The organism is Nostoc sphaeroides, from assembly GCF_003443655.1.
Classification (GTDB): domain Bacteria; phylum Cyanobacteriota; class Cyanobacteriia; order Cyanobacteriales; family Nostocaceae; genus Nostoc; species Nostoc sphaeroides.
Map to the genome: position 1 here is coordinate 995,719 of NZ_CP031941.1, position 18,700 is coordinate 1,014,418.

Sequence of the window (18,700 nt, forward strand, 5' to 3'; positions counted from 1 at the left end):
ATGACAAATGACAAATAGCAAATGACAAAGGACAAATGACAAATGACAATTCAATCATTAGATATATCGCCCGTCGGTAGAGTTGAAGGCGATTTAGATGTTCGAGTTGATATTGAACACGGTAGAGTAGTCAACGCCTGGACACACGCTGAATTATTTCGCGGATTTGAAGTTATCCTACGCGGTAAAGACCCCCAAGCTGGATTAATTGTCACACCTCGCATTTGCGGAATTTGCGGCGGTTCTCACCTAACTTGTGCATCTTGGGCATTAGATACAGCTTGGGAAACAGAAGTTCCCCGCAATGCAATTTTAGCCAGAAATCTTGGTCAAATTGTCGAGACAATTCAAAGCATCCCCCGCTATTTTTATGGACTGTTTGCCATTGATTTAACCAATAAAAAATACCGCCATAGTCGCTTTTATGAGGAAGCTGTTAAACGTTTTGCTGCCTTCACTGGCAAATCTTACGAACTAGGCATAACAATTTCCGCTAAACCCGTAGAAATTTATGCACTATTGGGCGGACAATGGCCCCACAGCAGTTATATGGAAAGAAATTGGGGAATTGCTTATATAGTAAGGATTTGGCAGGATATGTGTAATGATTCCCTGGTTTTTCCTTAAATTAGGCGATAAACCCACAGTCAGCTACACCATAAGCAAAGATAGCAAGCAGTAAATCCATTTATTTTTCTCTGTTAACTAGTTCCGTGGGTTTAAGTCCCCCGGTTCTAAAACCGGCAAGTTTTGTGTTGGGGTTAAATCCCCATTACAAAACTTAATTACGAATTACGAATTACGAATTACGAATTACTTTAAAAGTTATTTGCTTTTCCCAGGTATTACCTAATTTTTCCCTAACCCTAGATTAGCGATGTCTAGCGACAAGCCGCTTTGCGTCTACGCAGTTAAGGAAGTCCAAGGCAAGTAGTTAAGTATAATTATTGTCTTGCTGTTAAAGTATAAATCCGGCTTTTCCTCAATATAAATACGCAAATAGTCATATCAGGGTTTAAATAATTATAATTTGGTCTAAGTATAGAAGTATTGATTTCTTTGTTTAAAAATTGAGCGATCGCTTTTCTCAAAGATATTTAACGGTGAAATTATCGAATTTTGAGCAGAAATACATGGTATCGTCAGACAAGTTGGCAAAAATGCACTCGCCACATAATGAATTACAGAAACTATATTACAATTGAACCCAATAAACGCGGTGGTAAGCCTTGTGTACGTGGGTTGCGAATTACAGTTTATGAGGTGCTTGAATACCTAGCTTCCGAGATGACCGAAGCAGAAATTCTTGATGATTTTCCCGATCTAAGGCGAGAAGCTTTAAAAGCTTGTATTGCTTATGCGCCTGACCGTGAACGCCGGCTTATGATTTCGACCTTATCAGCATGAAATTACTGTTTGATGAAAACGTAATAAGGTGCGTTACATTGCATTAACGCACCCTACAGGATCGGCGATTCCTACGGAGCGCTTCGCGATCGCACTACGTCATAAAAATTCCTGAAAGAGGTTATCGAACGGTTCTGTATTTTTCCAGCGATAGGTGTTGAAGTCTCGATAATCAACCGATAAAATTTGACCATGACCTAATTCTTCTGCAAGGATCACGAGAGAGGCATCGGCTAAATCCATCGGTAAGTCTTTATATTTTTCCATCAGTTCTTCAATACGCTGGCAATGATGTTGTTTGAGATCAAAGATTTGTAGCTTTCCTGTAGAAATTTTATGAATAAAGATTTTTGGAGCATCTACTCCTACTCTTTTTTGTAATAGATAGCACGTTTCCGTAACGACACACCAGGTCGTAATAAATTGCTGATTAACTAAATCTTGAAATCGTTTTTTTGCGGATATATGAACTGCATCTCTTTTATTGGCAAGAGCTAACCAAAAGCCTGTATCAACTATGATCATATTTTTGGTTAAGTTCACGGTCTAAGTAGTTTTTATAGTTTTTTGAGAGGTCTGTTTCAGCTTCTATGCAACCGATAAAGTCTGACCAGTCTTGCAAGGAATTTTCTGAAGATTCCTGTTGATTCAGAAGGTAGCGTTTTTTCAGGAATTCTACGAGTTGAACTATGATTTGTTGTGCATCGGGAGGAAGAGACGCAATATCTTGTTGAATTTTATCTAAGTTCATAATCTCATCTTGCTGTTTCCCTGATTATAGTTTAGCCAAAAATGTTCTTGCCCAACCAATATGACAATACAATAATACAATAAATAAAAAATAATTTAATTTCACCCATACTAACTTCCTATGCCTAATTATAGAAGACCTAATGTTTCTGGAGGTACATATTTCATCACACAAGTCACTTATCAAAGAGAATCTTGGCTCTGTACTGATATAGGGAGAAAATCTCTCCGAGAAGCAATAGAAAAAGTAAGGGAAAAATATACTTTTTGTATTGATGCTTTTGTTTTATTACCTGATCATTTTCATTGTTTGTGGACTTTACCCCCTGATGATAAATATTTGTCGGTTAGATTACGCTTAATTAAAACTTATGTTACCAAACATTATGGACAAGCATTAGGAGTTAATCGGGAGGTTTCTCAATCACGACAAAAGCGAGGAGAAAGTAATCTTTGGCAACGTCGGTTTTGGGAGCATTTAATTCGGGATGAACGGGATTTTGCGCTCCATTGTGATTATATTCATGATAATCCGGCTCGACATGGATTGTGTGAAAATCCCCAAGATTGGCAGTATTCCAGTATTCATCGGTTTATCGCTGAGGGAATTTATCCAACCGATTGGGGTAAAGATGACAGAAAGGAAAAACCTCAAGGATATTGGGACGATTAGTAGGGTGCGTTAGCGACAGCGTAACGCACCGAAAATCAGTAAATAATCACAAATATGGTGCGTTACACTCCGTTAACGCACCCTACAAGATCGGCGATCGCACTAACCCTCTGGCTGAAATGCTTGCAAGCTGCCGAATTTTTTGTAATAGAGCCTCTGAGTTCGCGCTGCATTTAGCAGATACTTCTCTGGTGGCGGCATTGGATGTGACTTTCCTGGCTTGGTGAGTCGCTCGTGCGCTTCGTATCTGGCGACAATTTTTTGCCAGTCACTTTCATGCTGCTCTCTGAATTTTGCGATGAACTCCGCATCGGAATGATCCGGCGGCAGACGCTCAAGGGCTGCCGCTATCTTTTCTTCTTTCTTCAGAAAGACCTGCCCTTTTGGAACCCTTTGTCTACTCATCCTTGTTTCTTATGATGCCCAACTGGTTATTAGACGGAAAATTTCCATCTAACATACCCAAATTTTACACTGCTCATGTTGAGCTTAACTCAGGTAATAAAAATATCACGACTCATTGCACCGTACCATAACATCTAGGTAATAGCAAAAAAAATTCTGGATATCGTCAATATCCAGGTATTATACAGAATCTTTCGGGCTATTCATCTGAGTTTGTACGCAACCACAGTAATTTGAGCTTATTTATCACTGATATCCAGAATTTTCCTAAATCTCTCAACTTCCAACCTTAACCTTTCATTCTCTATCCTGAGCGCCAATATTTCATTCTTCTGCAACTCAATTAACGACTTTTGACTAATTACCTCACCAAAGGCTTTTTTCCGGTTTTCAATGCCAAACCATCTTTGATAGGTTTTTGTATGTTCATCAACAGTATGACCTAAATTATCTGCTGCGGCTTTGATGGGTATTCCCTGAAGATGCGCTCGAATGGCGCAAGCATGACGCAAATCGTAGGGTTGAAACTCAATTCCCACTTTTCTAAACCATCTGGATATATCTCTCCGCATCCAATTAATATTTTGCACAGATGCGATTTTTGTCACCTTTTTTTCTAAAATCTTTAATGGTTTGGGATTATGTAAATCAAATAATTCTATCCATTCTGGCACAAAAGGGATAACTTCTCGATATCCAGTTTTTGTATTTTTATTGACTTTCCAAGTATGGTCGATATTTTGGGGAGATATCCACCAATCAATATCTGGTTGCACAAATAGTTCCCTTGGTCTTAACCCAAAGGTTGCCAACATTCCATATACCCAACGCCACATTTCCCAAGTGTCTATTTCATCACTGATGTTTGTATTTTTGCGGTTGAGGGCGAATTTTTCAAATAGGTCAAAAGAAGCCACTATTTTATCATCGTCGGGGATTTCTCGATGGGCAGGGGTGACATTATCCCGTGTCACGTCAAGTGAAAATCCCAACTCAAAGGTTTTAATAAAAACAGAAGTTACCGCAATCACTTCATTTTTTTTATTTCCCTGAAATGAATTAATAATTTCCTCACAATTATTTTTTGTTGCCAAAGTGTTTAAAGGAAAATTTCTTTTAAGAACAGATATATAGTTAGCAAAAGTATTTTGACTGGTTATAGTTTGCTGACGGGTTTTATAATATTTTTCCTCAAATGTATCTAATAATTCTCCAATGCTTTTTATTTCTTGCTTTTCTCTAGATTTTATTCCTAAATACTTCTCATTCCACTCGAAAGTATGGCGAGCGATTAATTTACCCAACTCGTAACTTTCCTCGATCGCAGTTTTCAGTCCCTCTAAATTTGCTGGTATCCCTAGAGACAAGTCATACTGCTTTTTTTCCTTACCTAAGCTGCGATCGCCTGGTTTTAACGGTAGGGTAGCTCGTAACTGGAGAGAATTCCCAGTTTGTTTAATGCTAACTCTAATTCTATCCCTCTTTAAATTAGTATTAGCTTCGACTAACTTCTGCTCAAAAACTGCTTGATACTGTAGTTCTGTTGCTTTAATTTTCGCCATTGTTCCTTTGTAGCTACCGTCTGTGGTGTTCTGCGGCTCAAAATCTGCAAAAATATCGGCGAAAAAGTCGGTTGAGTCTGCATTTGCATATTCATGTGTAGATGTGGAATATGTCTCCTCGCAATTACCCTGATTTTGTCCGCTCATTCCCTAAATATTCCCTTATTTATAAGCTGAAATGGTAAAAATAAAATGTTATTGCCGAGCAAAATCACTTTGTGCAATAAGTTACTCAGGAACATTTTTAGCATATCACCAGTTGCCACAGCAGTTATATGGTGCCTGGTGGTGTGATGTGCGCCCCCACCCTTACAGACATTACCCGCGCTTGGGCGATTCTAGAATATTTCCGCACCAATTGGTTAGAACCAGTGTGGTTGGGTTGTTCTTTAGAACGCTACGAACAAATCCAAACTTATGATGACTTTAGAGATTGGTTAGATGAAGACCGAAATCATCGAGATTCCGACTTAGGTTTTTATTGGCGGATGGGTTTAGATATCGGTTTAGATAGATATGGCGCTGGTGTTGGTAAATATGTCACTTGGGGATATTTAGCCCATGAAGATAAATACCAAAAGCCGACTATTGAAGGACGAAATGCGGCAATGATCATGAAAAGTGGAGTGTACGACAGCTTCGCAGACACTCACGTTTTAATGGATCAGTCATTTACCCGCGAGAATACAACTCACTCCTGGTACGATGAGGGGACAGAGGATATTCACCCTAGCGATCGCACCACTAAACCCACTGCAATCAATACCAAAGACTTCGATAACGCCTACTCTTGGTCGAGTGCAGTCCTTCACAAAGACTTCGGACGCTTAGAAACTGGCCCCTTAGCGCGGCAATTAGTAGCTGGTGGTCAACATGGCGAATCTTGGCAACACTACGACCCCTTCATCCTCGATGTCTTCAAACGAATGGGTGGTGCTAGTATTCATGTGCGTCAGCTAGCACGAGTTCACGAACTTGTCAAGTTATATCGGCAAGCTGAACACTGTTTACGCGAATTCAAATTAAACGACCCTTGGTATATCAAACCCAAAGAAAAAGATGGACGCGGTTGGGGTGCAACGGAAGCAGCGCGGGGTTCCTTATCTCACTGGGTGGAAATAGAGGGCGGTAAGATTAAGAACTACCAAGTTATTGCCCCAGGTACATGGAATATTGGCCCTCGTGACGGTGAAGGAATCCGCGGCCCCATTGAAGAAGCGTTAATTGGCACACCCATTTACGATTCTAGCGATCCAGTGGAAGTTGGTCATGTGGCGCGATCGTTTGATTCATGTTTGGTGTGTACAGTCCACGCCCATGATGCTAAGACTGGTGAAGAGTTGGCACGTTTTCGGACTGCTTAATTTTCAAATATTCAGATCGTCTAGCACAATGCATATTGAGTTACACTGACTCTACAAGTGGTTGCAATTTTGCTAGACATACTTTGTATGGTTGAAATTATTGAGATACCTGTTGAGTTGACTCACTTTCAACTTCCTGAAGCTGTTCACGAGCGTCTTCAATTTTTGCTAGATCGCCAAGATGCAGGCGAAGCGCTCCCCCTTGCAGAACGACGAGAAGCAGAAGGGCTGGTTGAGTTAGCAGAATTTTTATCTCTGTTGCACTTGCGCTCTCAACGTGTGATGCATCAGGGATAAATGGTAAGATTTCAGCCGCTTCACGTCGATTGGTTATCCAAAGAGCAAGCGATCGCTGTGAATATTGCAGTTTATCCCAAGCAGGTCAAGCAGCTACATTTCATATTGATCACATCACTCCTGTGGTAGCAGGTGGTACAACAACAGCAAATAATTTGGCACTTGCTTGCGTGTCCTGTTCACTACGTAAAGCTGCACGACAAATGGTTGAAGATCCAGAAACAGGGAAAAAAGTACTAATCTTCAACCCTCGTCAACAAGTATGGAAAGAACATTTTCAATGGAATACTGTAGAAGTTGTTGGATTAACAGCTACAGGACGAGCAACCATTAATGCACTCAGCATGAATCGTGCGATTATGCTAGCGATTCGGGCAGAAGAAGAATTACTGGGTCGTCATCCACCACCTTAAAAGGCTCTCCAATATTCGTACAACTTGTTGGGGTTGAAGAATAGGAATATTACTCATGATTTACTGAAACACAATCTGTTGTATACCTATAAATCTCTGTCTCGAATACCAGATCCTCGTCCTCTAGAAGCATCTCAATAACTTCACGCAAATTTTCCTGCAATTCATCCAAGGTTTCACCTTGAGAATGCGCTCCAGAAAAGCCAGAGACATAGCCAACATAGAACTTAGTGTCAGGATCTCTTTTAGCGATCGCAGTAAAAGTTTTCATATCACAATCATGGACAACGCTCACTTACAGCTTACTGGATCGGTCATCTAACTGAGCATAGGCGTAGCCTGTCGTAAACATCGCTCTTGCACCACTACGACAAAAAAATTAAACTTAGTTTACAGACTTAGTTTAATCTTATGGAAACTGTAAATATTCATCAAGCTAAAACGAATCTCTCAAAGCTGTTGTCGCGCGTAGAACTTGGCGAAGAAATCATTATTTCCAACCGAGGTATTCCTGTTGCCAAGTTGGTTCCGTTTCACAACTCATCAAATCGACTCAATAGTTTAGGGCAGGATAAAGGGCGTTTTGTAGTACCAGATGATTTCAATGCCCCTTTACCAGAAGAAATTTTGGCAGCATTTGAGGGTGGTGAGGAGTGAAACTTTTGCTAGATACGCAGTGTTGGTTATGGTGGTTTACCCAACCAGAGCTTTTGAATGAAGCAGCGATCGCCCATATTGCCGATGAAACGAATGAATTGTGGCTCTCAGTTGCCAGTATTTGGGAAATAGGGATAAAAGTTGCGATCGGCAAGTTACCATTGCCAGACCCCTTAGACAGTTATATTTCTAGTCGGATGACGGTGTTGGCAATGCGCTCGCTAGAAATTACAGCTTCTCATGCTTTACAAGCGGCTGCTTTACCTTTGCACCACCGAGATCCTTTTGACAGAATGTTCATTGCACAGGCTCAGATAGAAGAAATGACGCTTGTGAGTGCCGATTCGATGTTTTATAAGTACGACATTTCCCTACTTTGGGCAGCCAAATCTTAATGCCTACGGCTGGCTACGCCTACGCATTTACTATTTCGGAGTTCGCATTTGCTATTTTGGCGATCGCATTTACTATTTCAGCGATCGCTCCACCACCTCTTTAACCTGGTAGAAATGTGGCAATAAACTTTTCAACTCCTTTAGGGTCTTGCATCAGTTGCTCATTGAGTTGCTTGGCCTGCTCACCTGGGTAAACTTCTTCTATGCCATCAACCACAGCTTGCAGTGCATCCCGAACTACTTCTTCTGGAGGTACTTTTGGATCAGGGAAAGACTTACCCATACCAATATCAATAGCTCCTGGTAACACTGCTACCACCAGCGTTTTTTGAGCCGCCAACTCTGCCCGAACCGCCTGAGTCAATGACAAAACTGCTGCTTTAGAAGCGCCATAGCTGCCATTAAAAGGAAGATTTACCCGCGCCACCATTGACACCATATTAGCGATCGCTCCACCTCCATTTTGTTTCAAAATGGGAGCAAAAGCACGGCACATAATCAACGTCCCAAAATAATTAACTTCCATTTCTGCCCTAGCGGAGGACAAATCAGGTGCAGCAATCAATCCCTGGTTCAAGCCCACACCAGCATTGTTAATCAACAAGTTGACATCTTGACATTTTAGTGCAGCTTGGCGAACAGATTCTTCATCAGTAATTTCTAACTGAATCGGGATAATTCGCTGCGGATCAGTTGCAACCAGTTCAGCTAAAGCATCCAGCTTGCGAGCGCCAGCATAAATTTTGGCTACACCTTGCGCTCTCAATCCTTCTACGAAGTACTTACCTAAACCTCCATTTGCGCCAGTTACCAGGGCAGTTGCACCTAAAACTTCCATGCTTTTCCTTTATACCGTCGAAATAAGAATTACTCTAATCCAAAAATATACTTATACTTGCTTTTTGGGAAGTACTTACTTTTTTGTAAGTTCGCATAATATATGTCAGAAAAGCAAACTGAAGGCACATCATTTGTGCAAACAACGCTAAAAATTTTAGGTGGGAAATGGAAGATTTTGATTCTCTGGCACTTGAAGGATGAAGCCAAACGATACAGCCAATTGAAACACTTGATGCCTGAAATTACTGAAAAAATGTTGATTCAACAACTTCGTGAACTAGAAAATGATGGAATTGTTAACCGAAAAGTGTACTCAGATGTACCTTTAAAAGTACAATATTCTTTTACAGATTATGGCAGAACTCTTATACCTGTCTTAAAAGCTCTTTGCGACTGGGGACAAGAACATCTAAAGCGAGTTATTAGGGAATAGAAAGCGGGGCAATACGATTTGGTTAAGGTTTTTTGATGAAAATTTTAGATCACGAAAATGCGAAAAATCGCCGTCAATACGAAACAACTGATGATTGTAGAGACGGCGATTCATCGCGTCTCTTGCCTTAACCGAAGAATCGGGAGTGAGCAAGATAAGCAAGCAAAGATTTTTTAATGCCCTATTCCCAATGTCCTATTCCCAATGTCTGATATTCAAAACTCGTAGCGTACCACACTAAAACTTATAGAAACAGTGCGTTAGGCTTGCGTTAATGCACTTGCATAAAACAGCAATTTACACGGTAAGCTTGTGTCTGATTTAGCGCTACATAATTATCTCCCTCGCGTTCCCGATGCAGCATTGCAAGAATACATAGAATGGTGTGTTTTAGAACAGGCAAAAGCCGCAGAATGTAACTTTACTCCTGATAGAAGTAAGTTAGATAATTTGCCACCAGAAGACTACGTTCCTAAACTTGTCGAGCAGTTCATGAAAGTTAAACCAGACCCAATCAAAGCCGGTTTGGTAGCTGCGATCGCTGGTAAGGAAGCGGACAAACACGCTTTATCTGGTTTAGCGATCGCTGCTGATTTTGTATCTCTTTATGTCAAGTATTTAATTCCTAAAGAAGGAAGTACAAAAGAACAGGCTGAAGAGATATTAACTAAAGTGTCACAAGATCAGTGTGATAAACTTACTGAAATTGCCAAGAAACATGGTGTAGCTTTATAGTTTCCTGCTGATAAATTATTCTCAGAGGCTTTGTCTGTTTCATAAGTCAAAGCCTCGTATTTTCCAAATTATGACAATAACTCGAAGTAATCACAGTGTCTAGGACGGACAAAACCAAAGTCACGACGGTCAAGCGTCAAGATCCGAATGATGTTGTCTCTCTCTGCAAGTGCAATAATCGTTGCATCTGTAAAATCAAGCTGACTATCAGCGTACTCTTCGAGAATTTCATTAACTCGCTCTAAATCTTCAAAATGAATTGATTCCAGTCGAATATCGCTAGCTGCAAGTTCAACCAAAAAATGACGCATTACTTGATGTCCCAGTCTAGACGAAATTAGGTAACAAACTTCAGGAAGGACAGAGGTTGGTAAAATTAATTGTTCACTCAAAGTCTTTGCGACATTAAAAACACGAGAGTGATTGCGGTCGCTCTTGTTAGTAAGTGCAAATAAGAAACTTGTATCCAGGATTGCTGTCATGTACGATCATCTGCTTTAAGACCCCAACCACGTACAGAATCAATCTCGTTTTTTAATATATCTTCATCTTGTTCTGAGACATCAGTTTCCGCAGAAGCTCCTAATCCTGCAATAGACATTAGAAAAGAAGACCCATGATTGTTTACTTCTTTTTGCCTTGTTGATTTATATTGAAGATATTCAACAAAGCTTGCTAGCTCAATTAATTTTTCATCTGGGAGAGCATTAATTGCCTCAATTAATGTCTGTCTATTTGTAGTCAAAGTATCCATACGCTTGACAAAAGGAAAGAATTGCTTTGACTTATTGTACTTTATGCGATCGCGCTGGTGACAGATGAAGACATTGGCGTACAAAAAATGCTAACTATTATCGGTTGCGGAAATCTCAATCGCAATGACGACGCAGTAGGCGTAATCATTGCCCAACGCTTACAAAAATATCTAGCTGAAAACCCTCATCCTCATGTGCGAGTATATGACTGTGGCACCGCAGGGATGGAAGTAATGTTTCAAGCTAGAGGTAGTAAACAATTAGTAATTATTGATGCAAGTTCAACTGGTTCTGAACCGGGTGCTGTGTTTAAAGTTCCAGGAAAAGAACTGGAAGCAATGCCCGAACCTAGTTATAACTTGCACGATTTTCGTTGGGATAATGCTTTAGCCGCCGGACGGAAAATCTTTCAAAATGACTTTCCCGAAGATGTCACAGTTTATTTAATTGAGGCGGCAAATCTTGCTTTGGGACTTGAATTAAGTCCTGTCGTCAAACATTCTGCCAATTTGGTTTTTGAAGAGGTAGCTGCACTTATCAAACAGAATAATAAGTAAAAATTCCTAACTCTTGTACAGACGCGATTCATCGCGTCTCTCTTCTTTATGCCCAATCCCGATAAACGGAGAGTTCATCTACCCTCATTTCAAAAGGTATACCTTGACTTTCCGGCGGACAAACACGAATTTTAGCACTGCTAACAATTCCATGTAGTAATGTCCCCATTGGCACAATTTTTTGTAAAACACGCCAATTAGTAACTTGATCGGGGCATTCAATTACCAATGTCAAAGCATTAGCATGGGTTGTAACATACCACCGACAATCAGATAGAAGATTTTGAATAGTGCGATCGCAAGCTTCATAAAAGTATCTACTAATAGAATCCTCTAATTGCTGCCGCAGTATAATATCTGCCGATGTCGGTTGCATAGGATGTGAGTCATCACTATTAAAGTAATACATATTTCTAGCCATCTCTCTTTAGCTTCCTACTTATATTCCAATCACCATTCCATAAAGTACATCTTTATTTGTTTCTAATAATTCTTGGGTTTCATCATCATAATAAGCACCAATTCCACTACATTGAATCCCCAAATAATTACTAGTTAAATAAAGCCTATGTCCCAGAAAACCAGCTATTTGCATAGCAGTTTGATAGTTTAAATAATCTGACACAAAAAATAAAGTTACAGCGCTATCTTTAGCAATAGCCTGATTAATACATAAGTAACCTGTCTTTTCACTAAAGTTACCCGCTTTAATCAAATACGTACCTTTATATAACCCAGGTGTCATTCCCTCTACTCGATGCACCACTGAGTAAATTTCTATTTGCTCATAATTTTCTGTCGGTATTGACTGCTGAAGTTGTTGCACTACATATAAATAATCTTCTTGAGAAATAGCCTCTTTCCGGAAACGTCTAATAGAACGTCTATCCCAAACTATTTGATAAAATTTATCCTGATCGAAATCAAATTGAGGATACTCTAATTTCTGCTGGCGACTCTTTTGTAGAGTAGTTGCTTGATAAGCATCTTCAATAAATTGATTGGATTCAAAATAATCAGTACCAGAAACAAAAGGAACTTTCAGCCTTAAGTGTCTGATTTTCTTATCTTGTATTTCTCCTGACACCGCACAAGCAGTAATAAACTCTTTATTCTCAAATCCCAAATCTGAATTGAGCGTAAGTTTATCAAAGTCAAAAATTAGTTGTATATCTCGGTTGTGGAGAAAAGCTGAAGCTGCAACTGCACCTAAATGGTGTCCACTATCTAAGAAGCAATATCTTATGCTTCTATTTTGATATTTCCAGCTAGACCTATAATAAACACAACTAATTAAAAAGATGAATCCGTTGATACTTTTACCCGGTATAATATAATTCTCTAACCCATCATCGATTAATTCATAGATGAGAGTTAGACAATTATTCTCAACTTCTAGATGGTATATACCATCTACCATTCCCTCAATCCCACGAAGCTGTACGTAAACTTCTGTAGGATACAGAGCGCCTGCTGATGGATTCACCCGCAGTTTATAAGGGCCATCTTTATATACTTTTTCCAGTGTTATCGCACTGGTTAATGAGATAAAAGAGTGAACAGGATTATTGAGATTTAATTTCACTCTCCGATAAAACTTTGGATAAACTTTAAATGCAGATGGCTGTGTTGAAGCATCTACATAATTTGGATCGAGTTGTACCGATAAGTAAGAATGCTTGGTAGCGTCATGATAAGTTTTGCCCGATATCTGATTTGATGGCATTTTTAAGTATCCTTAAAACTTCTATATTGCTAGCAAAATCTATCGCTTTATAATCGTCCAAGTTTTTTAAAGATAAATTAGGATGATGTTGTAAAAGTAACTTGACTACTTCTGTCTTTCCGGCTGATGCTGCGTACATTAAAACAGTTGCACCGTTATCATTTTGGTTATTAATGTCAATGTTATGAGCCAAGAGTAAATTAATTAAATCGTAGTGATTACCAAAACAAGCAAACCACAAAGCATTGTTGCGATCGCTATTTCGAGCGTTGATATCCGCACCTGCATCAATCAGTTCTTTAACGACTGCATACACTCCCTCTCTTGTGGCTTTCATCAAAGCTGTATCGCCATTTTCCCCTGGCTGATTTAAATCCCCAGGATTGTAGCCTTTTGCTATTAGCCATTGGGTTGTTGCTTCACTCAAATCTTGGCTGCTTAATTGACTCATAATTATTCTTTCAAGGTCACAAAATTAAGTATTTTCTAAGCAATTTTATGCTTGGAAAACTTAATGGTGGGCATTACCCACCATTATTTTAAAATTTTATACGAGTAGCTAAAGTCTAGTTGTTTGCCCAAGCAACTTTGCTAGGTATTTAAAAGTTTGGTAAACCCAAAAAATCTTTCCCCACTCACTATTTTCCGGCCTCACCCAGCAATTTTATTTTGGTTTGCTTTTGTACTAAGTTAACTAGCAACAATTTAGCTTAGTTATATATTATCACTCTGATAATTTTAAATTATGAATCATTTATAAAGATCCCTATATCTATCTAGAAAAAAATATTTAAAAATAATTAAAATGCAGTATTTTTTACAATCTAATTTCATTATCTAGACTAATAGCAGATAGAATTTTTGCCTAAACAGTAGATTATTGCGTAAGTTTCCCTAGCTTTAACAATGATTTTAAGCCCATTATCTTGTTAGTATTTGATGCCACTTTTACATTAAATCTTGTACTTAATAAAACTGAATTATGATGTTGAGATTTACTTGATACATCTAAGACTTATTAAGAAATTTAAAACATTTTCTTTTTTAAAGCTAAATTTGCTAGCTTATTTAAGTATAAATAAGCAAAACACACACAAAACATGGAAATTAGCGCTCGTAATTCTCTCAAAGGTATTGTAAAAAAAGTTGTGGCTGGTACAGTTAACACTGAAGTAACTTTAGAAATTGCACCAGGAGTAGAGTTAGTGTCAATAATCACAAAATCATCAGCAGAAAAGCTCAGACTTGCAGAAGGCAAGGAAGCTTATGCCGTGATTAAATCATCAGATGTGATAGTTGCTGTTGAGTAAAAATAGGCAAGTTGCCTTTTATTGCAAGCGGTTTGATCACTAATATCGAATTGCATTTATATCTCTCAATTTAATGACCTCACTCCTTGAATTAATATAGGAGTGAGGTCAATTTAATTCGTAATTCGTAATACCTCGGCTCCCTTCGGCTTACCTCGGCTCCCTTCGGCTTCGCTCAGGGCAAGACGCTCGGCACAAGTTCGTAATTATTAATTGCTATGTATGATTCAATACGGTTCAGTTAGGGAACTCCAAAAAACAAATTATTCCACATTAAAGTCGTTGACTGTTGGCTGTTGACTATTGACTGAAAACTCGTGAACCGTCAACGGTCAACGGTGAACAATAGCAATGGAATATTTTTTTACTTGGAAGTCCCTTAAGAAGAATAGTAGGTCGGGTTGAGCGGCAGCAAAACCCAACAAAGCCTTGAAAAGGTTGGGTTTCGTTCCTCAACCCAACCTACGCTAGTTTTAGTTTTTAGCCTTCACTGAACCGTATTGATGTATGATCTTAATTAGGAGTCAAAAATTTTTGTTCAAGAAAATATTATTTATTATATATTTTAATTAGTTCAATGATGAATAATGCGAACATAAATAGCTTGGATGCTTTCTGTATCTAGTGCTAAAGAAGTATTTTCTATTTTAATAAGGAATAATGGAAAGTTTTGTTCTAAAGTAATCGTGGTTCCTGGTGTTACCCCTATTGATATCAGTTCGTTTAAGATTCTTTCATCCTGACTTTTACAGAAGGTGACGATTCCTCGCTCTCCTGTTCTCAATAATTTTAATGAACAGCCAGTCACACTAAAGGGGGTAAACATTTGAATTATAAATTAGGAATTGTGAAGGGAAGAATGAAGTATATTTTCATCCTTCATCCTTCATGCTTTATTTGGTTGCCAAAGACAGCAACCAAAATAATACTTTATACGAGGTACGCTTCTTGATGTGTTTTGATTGTGCAATTAGAACGAGGATAAGTTACACAAAGTAGAGCGTATCCTTTAGAAACCTGATCGTCATCCAGGAAGTTTTGATCGTCTTGATTAACTTCACCTTCGACAACTTTACCAACACAGCTAGAGCAAGAGCCTGCATGACATGAAAAGGGCAATTCAATACCATTTTCTTCTGCTGCTTCTAAGATGGTGGTGTCTTCTTCAACTTCAATTGTAGTGTCGAGGTCTTCTTTTTTGTTGATTAATCTAACTTGGTAGGAAGCCATTTTCCGATTCTCCTCAAACGTTATACAGTTGGTTTAATTTCCGAAGTTTTTGAGCAACCTATCCTACTTTTTGCTCCCCTCTTTCTTACGGAGATGCAAAGTTTAGTTGGCTTCTCTATAGAGGTAAGGGATGCAATGCGAACGAGAAGCTACCTGAAGCGATTGCATCTATGGAAAGCTTCTACAATCAAACTTGGCGCTAACGGAATGATGTTAGCTGCAAGGTACACCAGTAGGCGTACCATCGTCTGTTTTGAAGGACTTTCCACAACCGCAGGTATCAGTTGCATTGGGGTTGATGAATTTAAAACCGCTTTCCATCACTCCCTCAACGAAGTCAACGATAACTCCGTCTAATAACGGCGCACTTTTGGCATCAACGTAAACTACCACTTTGCCTTGGTGACTTACCAAATCATCTGGTTGGGGTTTGCTGGTGATATCGATCGCATATTCATAGCCACTGCAACCACCATCTTTTACCGAGATGCGGACACCTTTAGTTGCGCCATCAGCGTCGGGTGCTGAACCTTTGAGGAATGCTCGCAGATGGAATTCTGCTTTTTCTGATAAGATAACGGCCATCAGTTCTCCTGATTTGTAGCGATTAGTTGTTCTGATTTCAGGTGGGGATTGTCCTTTGTCAGTTGTCCTTCGTCATTTGTCAGTTGTCTTTTGTTATTCACTAATACTTCGACTACGCTCAGTACAAGTGACCAATGACTAATGACAAATGACTAAATTAAGTATTTTGTGCAATACCTGTGGCTGTAGGTTCCATCGAATTAGATTGCGCGTGTCTCCAAGGCGCACTATTACCGCATACTGGACAAGAGCGATCGCGGTGAGAACGGCGTTTAGCAAATTCCATCCGATTTAGGTCGATTGTCAGCAATTGCGACAATAGAGGCTGACTAAACCCAGTGATCAGCTTGATAGCTTCCAAAGCTGTTAAACAAGCTAGGGTTCCAGAAACAGCGCCTATAACTGAAAAGCCGCGCTGATCCCAATCAGGCTTTTCTGGAAACAGACAAGATAAACAAGGAGTCACACCAGGAATAATCGTCGTCAGGTAAGCCTCCATCCCATTCATTGCGGCTTCCACCATTGGCTTACGCGATCGCACACAGGCTTCATTTAACAAATTGCGCTCTGTAAAGTTGTGGGCGCAATCAAGAGCCATATCAGCAGATTGCACTAACGAGTCTACATTTTCCGGGGTGATGTAATCATGAACAGCTTCCACTTGGACATCAGGATTAATCGCATCCAGAGTTTCTTTAGCTTTGAATACCCTTGGCTTACCTACCCAATCATCAGTCATAAGAACCTGACGATTCATATCATCTAGCCGCAAGTCACCACCCCGGACTAGGATTAGCCGCCCAACGCCCGCTACTGCTAAGTAAAGCGCCGCCGTACCGCCTAATCCCCCCACACCTGTAACCAAAACCGTCGCTGACTTTAGGCGTTTCTGTGCTGTTTCGCCAAAGTTCGGAAGCATCATTTGGCGACGATAGCGTTCTAATTCGGTAGGCGTTAGGTTAACCAATTTATACCTCCTAATCAGAAGTGATTTCTGTCAGTGTGACTACATTTTTCGGCTTGTCGTTAAACACTTTGAACAGCTTTTGTTCATAAGCTGTCGATTCGATAAATACCTGATAAGCTTTTTGCAAAGCCAAAGAATATTGATTTAATTTCTCTTCTTGACTCAAGTCAGGAGAATTATCATCAATTTCCTGCATATATTGAGAAAACTTTTTCAGAATATGTAGACGATGTACATTTACAACTTCTAAATCGTAGGACAGGTTAAAGAAGTGAAAAAATTCTTCTGCATCTACGAGCTTCTTGAATTCATCAATAGTTCCAGTCATTTGGCATTCTCCAATTGTTTTAGATGTTGCTTAAGTTCATCTAACTGGCGATAGATTTCATAAGTTGCGGCGGCAACATCCATAAGTTGTTTGTAATCTGTTGGCAGACCTTCAGCTAAATCATGCAGATCCATCTTCATTTGACCTGCTTTGCTGTTGAGCCGTCTGATTTTTGCTTGTAGTTCCTCAATGCTCGTTTCTTCTGCTTGCACAATCGACCACTCCTTTTCTAAAAGTTAGGAGTTATGAGTTATGAGTTATAAATTAAGAACTTTAAATCATTAATTATCAGTTAATAGTTAACTTAACTGCTCACTCTTAACTCCTAACTCCTCACTCCTTAAATTTTGCCAACTTCAGGAAAGCGCTTTGCCAAATCAAGACCTTTTTTGACGTAGTTTTCTCCTTCTTCTGCCAATTTCTCTAGCGAGTCAAAGCCAAAGCGATGAGCATCTCGCAAGGTTTTTACAGCTAGCAAAAGACGACCAGAAAAAACTAGCGCCCAGCCAAATCCTTCATGGCTCAAATCAACTACAACCTGGGATATCAAACCTGTTTCTTGTTCAATCCCAGCCGCTACAGCTCGAAAAAATGCCATAATCCGGGCTTGAGTTACCGCATCAACTTCGCCCTCAACGGATATTTCCCGTTTCTTTTGTTTGGTAACAATAAAGGGTTTGAGAATCAACTCATCCGACCAAGTACGATAAACTCCATAACTGTCTTGACCACGGATTTGTTTGATTAATACCTTAAGAAAAGGTGAGTTCAAGACTTCAGTTGTAGCGGTTCCGTTCACACTATTATTTGCGGTCATACTGTTGCTTCGTCTTCAATTTCATCAGCAAAGTTTGTGGTTTTTGGCTGCAAAGCTTTACGCAACCAAGGTGGAGGATTACCTTTGAGGGTTTTCACTAGCTTATTTAGCACTTCGCTAATTTCTTCTTCTTCCGATCGCGCCTTCACTGGGGTGACACCTTTCTTGATTAACCGAGCGGCGGCACTACCACCAATTGCTGTTACGTAAACAATCGTACAGTCGCCTATTGCTTCAAGTTTTGGGGTGATTTTGTCTTCATTCCCATCTTCTTTGAGTTCGCCTTCAAAAGTGAGGGTTTCTACGAAGTGATATCCCTCATCGGAAATTTCGTAAACATCAATCATTTTTGCCCATCCGAAGTGGGCGTTAATATGAACTCGGTCGCTCGTCGTGAAGGCTATTTTCATTGTAATTCTCCTCTCTAAAGTTTTGAATTTTGAATTGATAAGAAAGAATTCAGGAGTCAGGAGTCAGAATTCAGGAGTAATAAC

General features: G+C 39.5%; 29 protein-coding genes and 2 pseudogenes. 12 read left to right on the top strand and 19 right to left on the bottom strand.

The genetic code is table 11. The annotated features are described in order from the left end of the window. Window positions 1–42 precede the first annotated feature (42 nt). A pseudogene (locus D1367_RS04600) lies at window positions 43–552 on the top strand (nickel-dependent hydrogenase large subunit); the annotation flags it as partial. A 624-nt stretch (window positions 553–1,176) separates the two neighbouring features. Continuing rightward, window positions 1,177–1,407 (top strand): DUF433 domain-containing protein, encoded by a 231-nt coding sequence (locus D1367_RS04605; RefSeq protein ID WP_118163635.1) that lies wholly within the window; start codon window positions 1,177–1,179, stop codon window positions 1,405–1,407. Window positions 1,408–1,506: 99 nt separating this feature from the next. Here D1367_RS04605 and D1367_RS04610 read toward each other — a convergent pair whose 3' ends face one another. Next, window positions 1,507–1,932: a type II toxin-antitoxin system VapC family toxin gene (locus tag D1367_RS04610; protein WP_118163638.1), complete on the bottom strand. Its 426-nt coding sequence runs from the start codon at window positions 1,930–1,932 to the stop codon at window positions 1,507–1,509. After that, a complete protein-coding gene (locus D1367_RS04615; protein WP_118163641.1) occupies window positions 1,919–2,158 on the bottom strand; it encodes a hypothetical protein in 240 nt (79 codons plus the stop codon). The genes D1367_RS04610 and D1367_RS04615 overlap by 14 nt, the downstream gene beginning before the upstream one ends. A gap of 120 nt (window positions 2,159–2,278) precedes the next feature. Between D1367_RS04615 and D1367_RS04620 the strand changes: the two genes are divergently transcribed. Next, window positions 2,279–2,830, top strand: a complete 552-nt coding sequence (locus D1367_RS04620; protein WP_118163645.1) for an REP-associated tyrosine transposase — start codon at window positions 2,279–2,281, stop codon at window positions 2,828–2,830. Window positions 2,831–2,932: 102 nt separating this feature from the next. On the opposite strand, the gene D1367_RS04625 is transcribed toward D1367_RS04620, so the two are convergent. Further along, entirely contained in the window at window positions 2,933–3,235 is a 303-nt protein-coding gene (locus D1367_RS04625) for a hypothetical protein (protein WP_181985070.1), read from the bottom strand. Between the two features lie 239 nt (window positions 3,236–3,474). Then, window positions 3,475–4,944, bottom strand: a complete 1,470-nt coding sequence (locus tag D1367_RS04630) for a site-specific integrase (RefSeq protein WP_118163648.1) — start codon at window positions 4,942–4,944, stop codon at window positions 3,475–3,477. A 116-nt stretch (window positions 4,945–5,060) separates the two neighbouring features. Here D1367_RS04630 and D1367_RS04635 point away from each other — a divergent pair. From D1367_RS04635 to D1367_RS04645, 3 genes and pseudogenes are all read left to right on the top strand, one after another. Next, a pseudogene (locus D1367_RS04635) lies at window positions 5,061–6,161 on the top strand (nickel-dependent hydrogenase large subunit); the annotation flags it as partial. 87 nt (window positions 6,162–6,248) lie between these two features. Continuing rightward, the gene (locus D1367_RS04640; protein ID WP_118163653.1) at window positions 6,249–6,458 is read left to right on the top strand and encodes a hypothetical protein; all 210 of its coding nucleotides are present in this window, start codon (window positions 6,249–6,251) and stop codon (window positions 6,456–6,458) included. Window positions 6,459–6,487: 29 nt separating this feature from the next. Beyond that, window positions 6,488–6,871, top strand: coding sequence for an HNH endonuclease (locus D1367_RS04645; RefSeq protein WP_225892344.1), 384 nt, complete (start codon window positions 6,488–6,490; stop codon window positions 6,869–6,871). A gap of 49 nt (window positions 6,872–6,920) precedes the next feature. Here the strand turns inward: D1367_RS04645 and D1367_RS04650 are convergent, their stop codons facing one another. Continuing rightward, window positions 6,921–7,142 carry a type II toxin-antitoxin system HicB family antitoxin gene (locus D1367_RS04650; protein WP_225892343.1) on the bottom strand — a complete coding sequence of 74 codons (222 nt, stop codon included), beginning with the start codon at window positions 7,140–7,142 and terminating at the stop codon, window positions 6,921–6,923. Window positions 7,143–7,282: 140 nt separating this feature from the next. Here D1367_RS04650 and D1367_RS04655 point away from each other — a divergent pair, with 140 nt between their 5' ends. Together D1367_RS04655 and D1367_RS04660 are read left to right on the top strand one after the other, a co-directional pair. Continuing rightward, window positions 7,283–7,528 (top strand): type II toxin-antitoxin system Phd/YefM family antitoxin, encoded by a 246-nt coding sequence (locus tag D1367_RS04655; protein WP_118163661.1) that lies wholly within the window; start codon window positions 7,283–7,285, stop codon window positions 7,526–7,528. Then, window positions 7,525–7,923 (top strand): type II toxin-antitoxin system VapC family toxin, encoded by a 399-nt coding sequence (locus D1367_RS04660; protein WP_118163665.1) that lies wholly within the window; start codon window positions 7,525–7,527, stop codon window positions 7,921–7,923. Before D1367_RS04655 ends, D1367_RS04660 begins: the two co-directional genes overlap by 4 nt. 100 nt (window positions 7,924–8,023) lie before the next feature. Here D1367_RS04660 and D1367_RS04665 read toward each other — a convergent pair whose 3' ends face one another. Then, entirely contained in the window at window positions 8,024–8,761 is a 738-nt protein-coding gene (locus tag D1367_RS04665; protein ID WP_118163669.1) for an SDR family oxidoreductase, read from the bottom strand. Between the two features lie 102 nt (window positions 8,762–8,863). On the opposite strand from D1367_RS04665, the gene D1367_RS04670 reads away from it, so the two are divergent. Both D1367_RS04670 and D1367_RS04675 read left to right on the top strand, forming a co-directional pair. After that, window positions 8,864–9,196, top strand: a complete 333-nt coding sequence (locus D1367_RS04670; RefSeq protein ID WP_118163673.1) for a winged helix-turn-helix transcriptional regulator — start codon at window positions 8,864–8,866, stop codon at window positions 9,194–9,196. Window positions 9,197–9,508: 312 nt separating this feature from the next. Further along, window positions 9,509–9,931: a hypothetical protein gene (locus D1367_RS04675; protein WP_118163676.1), complete on the top strand. Its 423-nt coding sequence runs from the start codon at window positions 9,509–9,511 to the stop codon at window positions 9,929–9,931. Between the two features lie 68 nt (window positions 9,932–9,999). On the opposite strand, the gene D1367_RS04680 is transcribed toward D1367_RS04675, so the two are convergent. Beyond that, window positions 10,000–10,413 (bottom strand): type II toxin-antitoxin system VapC family toxin, encoded by a 414-nt coding sequence (locus tag D1367_RS04680; RefSeq protein ID WP_118163680.1) that lies wholly within the window; start codon window positions 10,411–10,413, stop codon window positions 10,000–10,002. Continuing rightward, window positions 10,410–10,685, bottom strand: coding sequence for a DUF2281 domain-containing protein (locus D1367_RS04685; protein WP_118163684.1), 276 nt, complete (start codon window positions 10,683–10,685; stop codon window positions 10,410–10,412). Before D1367_RS04685 ends, D1367_RS04680 begins: the two co-directional genes overlap by 4 nt. 87 nt (window positions 10,686–10,772) lie before the next feature. Between D1367_RS04685 and D1367_RS04690 the strand changes: the two genes are divergently transcribed. Beyond that, on the top strand, window positions 10,773–11,243 hold the full coding sequence (locus D1367_RS04690) for a hydrogenase maturation protease (protein WP_118163687.1): 471 nt from the start codon (window positions 10,773–10,775) through the stop codon (window positions 11,241–11,243). A 46-nt stretch (window positions 11,244–11,289) separates the two neighbouring features. On the opposite strand, the gene D1367_RS04695 is transcribed toward D1367_RS04690, so the two are convergent. From D1367_RS04695 to D1367_RS04705, 3 genes are read right to left on the bottom strand one after another with little or no spacing between them, the layout of a single operon-like run. After that, entirely contained in the window at window positions 11,290–11,664 is a 375-nt protein-coding gene (locus D1367_RS04695) for a hypothetical protein (RefSeq protein WP_118163691.1), read from the bottom strand. An 18-nt stretch (window positions 11,665–11,682) separates the two neighbouring features. Further along, window positions 11,683–12,969: a nitroreductase family protein gene (locus D1367_RS04700; RefSeq protein ID WP_118163694.1), complete on the bottom strand. Its 1,287-nt coding sequence runs from the start codon at window positions 12,967–12,969 to the stop codon at window positions 11,683–11,685. Continuing rightward, window positions 12,932–13,420: an ankyrin repeat domain-containing protein gene (locus D1367_RS04705; RefSeq protein WP_118163697.1), complete on the bottom strand. Its 489-nt coding sequence runs from the start codon at window positions 13,418–13,420 to the stop codon at window positions 12,932–12,934. The genes D1367_RS04700 and D1367_RS04705 overlap by 38 nt, the downstream gene beginning before the upstream one ends. Before the next feature lie 649 nt (window positions 13,421–14,069). Here D1367_RS04705 and D1367_RS04710 point away from each other — a divergent pair. Then, entirely contained in the window at window positions 14,070–14,279 is a 210-nt protein-coding gene (locus D1367_RS04710; RefSeq protein ID WP_118163701.1) for a TOBE domain-containing protein, read from the top strand. A gap of 574 nt (window positions 14,280–14,853) precedes the next feature. Here the strand turns inward: D1367_RS04710 and D1367_RS04715 are convergent. The 8 genes from D1367_RS04715 to nifX all read right to left on the bottom strand — a co-directional run bounded on the left by D1367_RS04715 (window position 14,854) and on the right by nifX (window position 18,616). Continuing rightward, complete coding sequence (locus D1367_RS04715; RefSeq protein WP_118163706.1) at window positions 14,854–15,105, bottom strand: FeoA family protein; 252 nt, start codon at window positions 15,103–15,105, stop codon at window positions 14,854–14,856. Between the two features lie 104 nt (window positions 15,106–15,209). Further along, window positions 15,210–15,509, bottom strand: coding sequence for a 2Fe-2S iron-sulfur cluster-binding protein (locus tag D1367_RS04720; protein ID WP_118163710.1), 300 nt, complete (start codon window positions 15,507–15,509; stop codon window positions 15,210–15,212). A gap of 213 nt (window positions 15,510–15,722) precedes the next feature. After that, the gene (locus D1367_RS04725) at window positions 15,723–16,094 is read right to left on the bottom strand and encodes a HesB/IscA family protein (protein WP_012407189.1); all 372 of its coding nucleotides are present in this window, start codon (window positions 16,092–16,094) and stop codon (window positions 15,723–15,725) included. A gap of 157 nt (window positions 16,095–16,251) precedes the next feature. Next, window positions 16,252–17,061, bottom strand: coding sequence for a HesA/MoeB/ThiF family protein (locus D1367_RS04730; RefSeq protein WP_118163715.1), 810 nt, complete (start codon window positions 17,059–17,061; stop codon window positions 16,252–16,254). Between the two features lie 10 nt (window positions 17,062–17,071). After that, entirely contained in the window at window positions 17,072–17,389 is a 318-nt protein-coding gene (gene nifW / locus D1367_RS04735; RefSeq protein WP_118163718.1) for a nitrogenase-stabilizing/protective protein NifW, read from the bottom strand. Continuing rightward, window positions 17,386–17,601 carry a CCE_0567 family metalloprotein gene (locus D1367_RS04740; protein WP_069069812.1) on the bottom strand — a complete coding sequence of 72 codons (216 nt, stop codon included), beginning with the start codon at window positions 17,599–17,601 and terminating at the stop codon, window positions 17,386–17,388. Before D1367_RS04740 ends, nifW begins: the two co-directional genes overlap by 4 nt. A gap of 128 nt (window positions 17,602–17,729) precedes the next feature. Then, on the bottom strand, window positions 17,730–18,206 hold the full coding sequence (locus D1367_RS04745) for a NifX-associated nitrogen fixation protein (protein ID WP_118163723.1): 477 nt from the start codon (window positions 18,204–18,206) through the stop codon (window positions 17,730–17,732). Continuing rightward, the gene (gene nifX, locus D1367_RS04750) at window positions 18,203–18,616 is read right to left on the bottom strand and encodes a nitrogen fixation protein NifX (RefSeq protein ID WP_118163727.1); all 414 of its coding nucleotides are present in this window, start codon (window positions 18,614–18,616) and stop codon (window positions 18,203–18,205) included. Before nifX ends, D1367_RS04745 begins: the two co-directional genes overlap by 4 nt. Between the last annotated feature and the right edge of the window lie 84 nt (window positions 18,617–18,700).